This window comes from Saccharopolyspora sp. 6M (genome assembly GCF_020176775.1).
In the GTDB taxonomy this organism is placed as follows: Bacteria; Actinomycetota; Actinomycetes; order Mycobacteriales; family Pseudonocardiaceae; genus Saccharopolyspora_C; species Saccharopolyspora_C gregorii.
In genome coordinates this window covers 68341-74793 of the sequence record NZ_JAIUJZ010000057.1, presented here as the reverse complement: position 1 = coordinate 74793, position 6453 = coordinate 68341, and the positions used below count along the sequence as shown (strand labels likewise).

Annotated in this window: 7 protein-coding genes; 2 read left to right on the top strand and 5 right to left on the bottom strand. The window is 72.4% G+C overall.

The annotated features are described in order from the left end of the window. Positions 1–157: 157 nt before the first annotated feature. From LCD31_RS09820 to LCD31_RS09810, 3 genes are all read right to left on the bottom strand, one after another. Positions 158–1369, bottom strand: a complete 1212-nt coding sequence (locus LCD31_RS09820) for an SPFH domain-containing protein (protein ID WP_224957455.1) — start codon at positions 1367–1369, stop codon at positions 158–160. A gap of 13 nt (positions 1370–1382) precedes the next feature. Continuing rightward, positions 1383–1811: an NfeD family protein gene (locus tag LCD31_RS09815; protein ID WP_224957454.1), complete on the bottom strand. Its 429-nt coding sequence runs from the start codon at positions 1809–1811 to the stop codon at positions 1383–1385. A gap of 125 nt (positions 1812–1936) precedes the next feature. Next, a complete protein-coding gene (locus LCD31_RS09810; protein ID WP_224957452.1) occupies positions 1937–2743 on the bottom strand; it encodes a DUF3097 domain-containing protein in 807 nt (268 codons plus the stop codon). Positions 2744–2882: 139 nt separating this feature from the next. Here LCD31_RS09810 and LCD31_RS09805 point away from each other — a divergent pair, with 139 nt between their 5' ends. After that, positions 2883–3656, top strand: a complete 774-nt coding sequence (locus tag LCD31_RS09805; protein ID WP_224957450.1) for a hypothetical protein — start codon at positions 2883–2885, stop codon at positions 3654–3656. 1 nt (position 3657) lies between these two features. Here LCD31_RS09805 and LCD31_RS09800 read toward each other — a convergent pair whose 3' ends face one another. Beyond that, positions 3658–4482, bottom strand: a complete 825-nt coding sequence (locus LCD31_RS09800; RefSeq protein ID WP_224957448.1) for an oxygenase MpaB family protein — start codon at positions 4480–4482, stop codon at positions 3658–3660. A gap of 148 nt (positions 4483–4630) precedes the next feature. On the opposite strand from LCD31_RS09800, the gene LCD31_RS09795 reads away from it, so the two are divergent. Continuing rightward, entirely contained in the window at positions 4631–5254 is a 624-nt protein-coding gene (locus LCD31_RS09795) for a TetR/AcrR family transcriptional regulator (RefSeq protein ID WP_224957446.1), read from the top strand. A 61-nt stretch (positions 5255–5315) separates the two neighbouring features. On the opposite strand, the gene LCD31_RS09790 is transcribed toward LCD31_RS09795, so the two are convergent. After that, entirely contained in the window at positions 5316–6338 is a 1023-nt protein-coding gene (locus LCD31_RS09790; RefSeq protein ID WP_224957444.1) for a ferrochelatase, read from the bottom strand. Positions 6339–6453 lie beyond the last annotated feature (115 nt).

Here is a 6453-nt window from a genome sequence, read left to right as displayed (position 1 = left end):
TTGTGGTGGTGTTTTTGTGTTTTTTTAATATACATATATTTTATTCCCCCCCCCCCAAAACCCAAAAAACAAAAAACCCTACGGCGCCCAACCGGGGGGGGCCCCCCCCCCCCCCCACTTCGCTCGTTTCCGGGCCTCTGCCCGGGTCAGAACCCGATCAGGCCGGGGAACCGCCACCCACCGGGGGCTCGCCGAGCGCCCCGGTCTCCCCCAGCGCCTGCGTGGCCTTCGGACCCGACAACGCGGCACCACCGGAGGGCATCCCCGCCGCGGCGCTCGGCACCTCCTTGCGGGCCACCTCCTCCGCGGCGCGCACGGCCTCGGCGACCTCCGGGTTCGACGAGGTGTCGAACCACGCGGCCACCGACTCCTCCTCGTCCTCCGGGCTGCCCGCCGGCGGCTCCTCCTTCGGGGGCTCGTAGCGGAACGTCCCGTCCTCGCCGGGCGCACCGAGCATCCGGGCGAAGCCCTCCAAGGACTTGTTGAAGTCGCTGGGCACCACCCACACCTTGTTCGCGTCGCCCTGCGCCATCTGCGGCAGGGTCTGCAGGTACTGGTAGGCCAGCAGCTCCGGCGTGGGCTTGCCCCGCTTCACCGCGGCGAAGACCTTCTCGATCGCCTTCGCCTGGCCCTGCGCCTGCAGGTAGCGGCTGGCCCGCTCACCCTGGGCGCGCAGGATGCTGGACTGGCGCTCGCCCTCCGCGTCCAGGATCGACGCCTGCTTCGCGCCCTCGGCCGCGAGGATCTGGGACTGCTTCTGGCCTTCCGCGGTCTTGATGGCGGACTCGCGCGCGCCCTCCGCGTTCAGGATCATCGCGCGCTTCTCCCGGTCGGCGCGCATCTGCTTCTCCATCGAGTCCTTGATGGACGGCGGCGGGTCGATCGCCTTGAGCTCGACCCGCGCCACGCGGATGCCCCAGCGCCCGGTCTCCTGGTCCAGCACGCCGCGCAGCTGCGTGTTGATCTGGTCCCGGGAGGTCAGCGTCTCCTCCAGGCTCATGCCGCCGACCACGTTGCGCAGCGTCGTCGTGGTCAGCTGCTCCACACCGACGATGTAGTTGGAGATCTCGTAGACCGCCGAACGCGAGTCGGTGACCTGGAAGTACACCACGGTGTCGATCGACACCGTCAGGTTGTCCTGGGTGATCACCGGCTGCGGCGGGAAGGACACCACCTGCTCGCGCAGGTCGATCTTCGCCCGCACCCGGTCCAGGAACGGCATCAGGAAGTTCAGCCCGGGCGCGGCGACGGTGCGGAACCGGCCCAGCCGTTCGACCACCGAGGCCTGCGCCTGCGGCACCACGAGGACGGACTTGGCCACCACCACGATCACCAGCAGCACCACCACCGCCAGCACGATCAATTCCACTGCACCCTCCAGTTCACGGTTGTGCCGCGACGATGGCGGTGGCCCCGGAGATCTCCGTGACCAGCACCGTTGAATCGGCTTCGAAGACGTCGGCCTCAGCGCACGCGCGGGCCGACCACACGTCCCCGTCGATGCGGACCCGGCCGCCCTGGTGGTCGACGGTGGCGACCACGACGGCGTGCTTGCCGACCAGGGCGTCCACGTTGGTCTTCAGCTCGCGGCCGGCGAGGAAGCGGCGCTTCAACGCCGGACGCGCCCCCAGCACCAGTCCCCCGGCCAGCGCGGCGAACACCACGGCCGCCAGCCACGTCGGCGCTCCGGCCAGGACCACCAGCGCGGTCCCCAGCGCGGCGAGGCCGAGCATCACGAGGACGAACTCCCCGGACAGCACCTCGGCCACCACCAGGATCACACCGATGATCAACCACACGACGGGGGCCATGCACCCATCGTGGCAGAGCACAAGCGTTCTGTGGGGTTATTTCGGCCAACGTGACCGGCTCGCGGTGCTCGGGTGGTGGGGCGCCGGCGTTCCACCGTGGACGCTCGGGCAGGCCCGGAACGGGGTCAGGATTCGGTGACGAAGTCGATCAGCCGCTCGACGGCGCCGATCAGCGGGGCCTCCAGGTCGCGGAAGCCCTCGACCGCGCCGAGCACGCGGCGCCAGCCCTCGGCCGGTTCGCCCCAGCCCAGCTCGGCGCAGACGCCTTCCTTCCAGTCCTGCCCGCGCGGCACCCGCGGCCAGGCCGCGATGCCCAGGGACGCGGGTTTGACCGCCTCCCACACGTCGACGAAGGGGTGTCCGGTGATGAGCACGTGCGGGTCGTCGATCCCGGCGACGAGCCGGGACTCCTTGCTGCCCTCGACGAGGTGGTCCACCAGCACCCCGACCCGGTGACCGGCGCGGGGGCGGAACTCGCCGAGCAGCCCGGGCAGGTCGTCCACGCCGTGCAGCGGCTCCACCACGACGCCTTCGACGCGCAGGTCGTGGCCCCAGACGCGTTCGACGAGCTCGGCGTCGTGCAGGCCTTCCACCCAGATGCGGCTGCCCCGAGCCTCCCGGGCGCGCAGCCCGTCGACGTGCACCGACCCGGACGCGGAGGTGCGGGTCGCGGCTGGGTCGGTGGCGGGCACCGGGACGAGGGTGACCGGGCGCCCCTCCAGCAGGAACGCGGCGGGCCGCATCGGGAACAGCCGGTGGGCGCCGCGCCGGTCCTCCAGCACCGCGTTGCCCTTCTCCACGCGCACCACCGCGCCGCAGAAGCCGCTGGCCGGGTCCTCGACCACGAGCCCGGGCTCGGCGGGGACCTCGGGGATCTCGCGGCGCTTGCGACCGGAGGACAGGACGTCGTTGCCGTAGTTGACCGAACGCACGCGAAGATCCTATGCACCGTCGCGGACGCCGCGGTCGCGGCACGCCGCCCGCGACGAGGCCCACACCGCGCGGCCCCCGGGCTGATGCGCGCGGACGGGATACGTACTCTCTCTCGACGTGCCATGCCCAAGCGCAACGATGGTCGTCTGGACGTCCGCGTGGTTGCACGGTGCGACCGCCGCGGACGACGTGCTCGACGCTCTGCAGGTCTGGGGCGAATCGCAGGAAGTGCGCGCCGCCGACGACGAACTCGCCGCCCGGTTGGAACTGCCGGGCCCGCAGGACACCCCGGCCGGTCCGGCGCTGCTGCTGGCGGCGCTGCGCAAGGCCGGTGCCACCGCTGGGGAGCTGGCGCTGCCGGTCCCCGGTGACGTGCGGGGCCTGGGTTCGGCGAGCCCGTTCTCCAAGCAGGCGTTGCGCCGCGGTGAAGCGGCGGTGCTGCCGGAGGCCGGGCTGGGCCTGGTGCCCGAGCCGGTCGCCGAGGGCATCCTGCACTGGACGGTGTTCGCCGTCGGGGAGCTGCCGCCCGCCGAGCACCTGGCGATCGGGGAGGCCGAGCACGGCATGTCCTCGGCGATGCGGGAGGCCGCGAGCACGCTGATCGACCTGGACATCGCCAAGCACCGCCCCGGCGTGCGCGACGAGATCGCCTCGACGGTGGCCGACCGCCCGAAGCCGCCGTGGCCGGAGGACGTGCCGCAGCGGCCGCTGCGGATCCTGCAGCGCGCCTCCGAGGTGGAGGCGATCCTGTGGGTGGCCACCGACGACGCCCCGGGCGGAGCGCTGTCGGCGTCCGCGACGCGGGCGCGCACGGAGGCCCTGCGGCCGCTGTTCGACTCGGTCCGGGCGGCCCGGCGCGCCTCGATCGCGGAGATGGTGCGGGTGCTGGCCGACAGCGCCGGCAAGCACTGACTCACACCAGCGGAGCACCCGCCCCGATCCGGCGCCGCACGTCCCACAGGTAGTAGTTGAACGGGAACTTGCGCAGCACCGGGGGCAGCCGCCGGATGACCGCACCCATGACGCGGGTGAGCCGGTCGAAGCGGCGCTGGTCGCGGTCGGTCCAGGGCAGCCGCATCTCGTCGCGGAACCGCTGCGGCAGGAAGCCGGTGGTGATGAACCGGTTGAACCGGCCCAGCGGCGCGCGGACGAAGCGCGGCATGAAACCGAGCACCGCGATCTGGTGCAGGTAGGCGCGCACGGTGTCGTCGACGTGGACCTCGTCGAGCGCGTCGTTCCAGTACTCCTCGAAGGCGGCGCGGTCGGCGGGCCACATGTCGTCGGTGACCTGCAGGGTGGTGCCGAGGGTGGCGGAGCGCCGGTAGAGCTCGTCGATCTCGGCGTCGGTGAGCTCCCCGACGAAGATCCGGTGGACGTCCTCGATGCCGCGGTAGAGGCAGGCCGCCACCCACAGCTGCAGGTTCTTGTCGAAGGCGTTGTAGGACACCGGGCTGGTCGAGGTGGAGCGCACCTGGGCGTGGGAGCGGTTGGTGGCGCGCCGGAACAGGGCGCGTTCCTCGTCGGTGCCCATGGTGGCGACCGCGAGGTAGGTCAGCGTGGTGCGGGTGCGCTTGACGGGGTGCTTGAAGATGTTGCCGCTGTCGACCTTGCTCTCGACGACACCGTAGCCGACGCCCGGCCGGGCCAGCTGCATGATCACGTTGGCGCCGCCGGCGAGCAGGCCGCCGCCGACGACCAGTTCGTCCTCGCGCACGCGTGATCCGGTGGGAGCTGTCATCGGTCCCTCTCCTCCGCTAGCGGGTGGCAGTGCGGGCGGCCCCGCCCGGCGAACTCTGCTCACACCCGTTAGCAGATATGGAACCGATCAGTTCCCCCACTGTCAAGACCCGCCCGGACCCGGCCCGCGAGATGCCAAGATGGGCGGCATGGAGCCGTCTTCCCTGCGGGTGTACGGCGGTGTCGATGGCGACCACCGCAAGGCCGAGCGGCGCGTCCGGTTCCTCGAAGCGGGCCTGGACCTGCTCGGCGCACCCGACGCCGACGCCACCCTCTCGGTGCGCGGCGTGTGCAAGCGGGCCGGGCTCGCCGCCCGCTACTTCTACGAGAGCTTCGCCGACCGCGAGGAGCTCACCGCCGCCGTCTACGACCAGGTCATCGACGACCTCGCCACCGGCGCGCTGGCCGCCGTCGCGGCCGCCCCGCACGACGCGGCGGCCAAGGTGCGGGCCGGGCTCGGCACCGTCATCGGCGTCGTCGGCGACGACCCGCGGCGCGGGCGACTGCTGTTCTCCACCCGCGCGGGCGCCGTGCTCGCCGAACGCAGGCAGCGCTCCACACTGCTGTTCGTCGGACTGCTCGGCGGCCAGGCCAAGGACTTCTACGGGCTGGGCGACAGCGCCGACCTGGACGTGCTCAGCCAGTTCGCCGTCGGCGGCCTCGCCCAGACCCTCACCGCCTGGCTGGACGGGGCGTTGCGCATCGACCGCGACGACCTGGTCGAGCACTGCACCCGCATCTTCCTCGCCATCGGCGCCCCCGGCCGGGACTGAGCCCGGACGCACGAGGGCCGCGGCGGTCCCACGACCACCGCGGCCCCGCGAGCGACGAACGTCAGGACGGCGAGCAGCAGCCCGGCGCGCACACCTCGCCGTTGCGACCGCAGCCGGCGGCGGGCATCAGCGACAGCTTCCGCGGCCGCACCTCGTCCACGTGCTCGGAGATCAGCTCCACGATCATCTTCGCGAACCGCGGATCGTCCCCGGCGGTCCCGGCCCGCACGAAGCCCATGCCGAGCTCGGCGGCCTTCTCCGCGGCCTCGTTGTCCAGATCCCAGATCACTTCGAGGTGGTCGGAGACGAACCCGATCGGGCTCACCACCACCGAGGCGACGCCCTTGGCGTGCAGGTCCTCGACGTGGTCCACCACGTCCGGCTCCAGCCACGGCACCTGCGGCGGGCCGGACCGGGACTGCCACACCACGTCGTAGGCCTCCACCCCGGCCTCCTCGGCGACGAGCCGGGCGCACTCGGCGACCTGCCGGGAGTACCACTCGGGGCGGCCGTCCGGGCCGGGCATCGAATCGGCGCGCACCGGCACCGAGTGCGCGGTGAACACCAGCCGGGCCTGCGGATCACCGAGCTCGGCGTAGGCGCGGCGCACCGCGTCGGCGTTGGCGGCCACGAACAGCGGGTGGTCGAAGAACTGGCGCAGCTTCACCAGGTCCGGGGCCTGCTCCCCCACCGCTTCGCGGGCCCGGGCGATGTCCTCGTGGTACTGCTTGCAACCCGAGTAGCCGCCCCACGCGGAGGTGGCGAACACCAGCGCGCTGCGCACGCCGTCCTCGGCCATCCGCGCCACGGTGTCCTCGATCATCGGGTGCCAGTTGCGATTGCCCCAGTACACCGGCAGGTCGCGGCCCTCGGCGCGCAGCTGCTCCTGCAACCCGGCCATGATCTCGCGGTTGAGCCGGTTGATCGGCGAGACCCCGTCGAAGTGGTGGTAGTGCTCGGCCACCTCGACCAGCCGCTCCGGCGGCACGCCTCTGCCCCGGGTGACGTTCTCCAGGAACGGCCGGACGTCCTCCGGGCCCTCCGGTCCACCGAACGACAAGAACAGCAGCGCATCGAAACTCACCCGACCATGATGGCCCGCCGCCGAACGGGCCGCTCACGGGGGGGTGGGGGGTGCGGGCGGCCCCCGCCCCCCCCCCCCGGCGCCCCCGCCCCCCCCCCCCCCCCCCCCCCCCCCG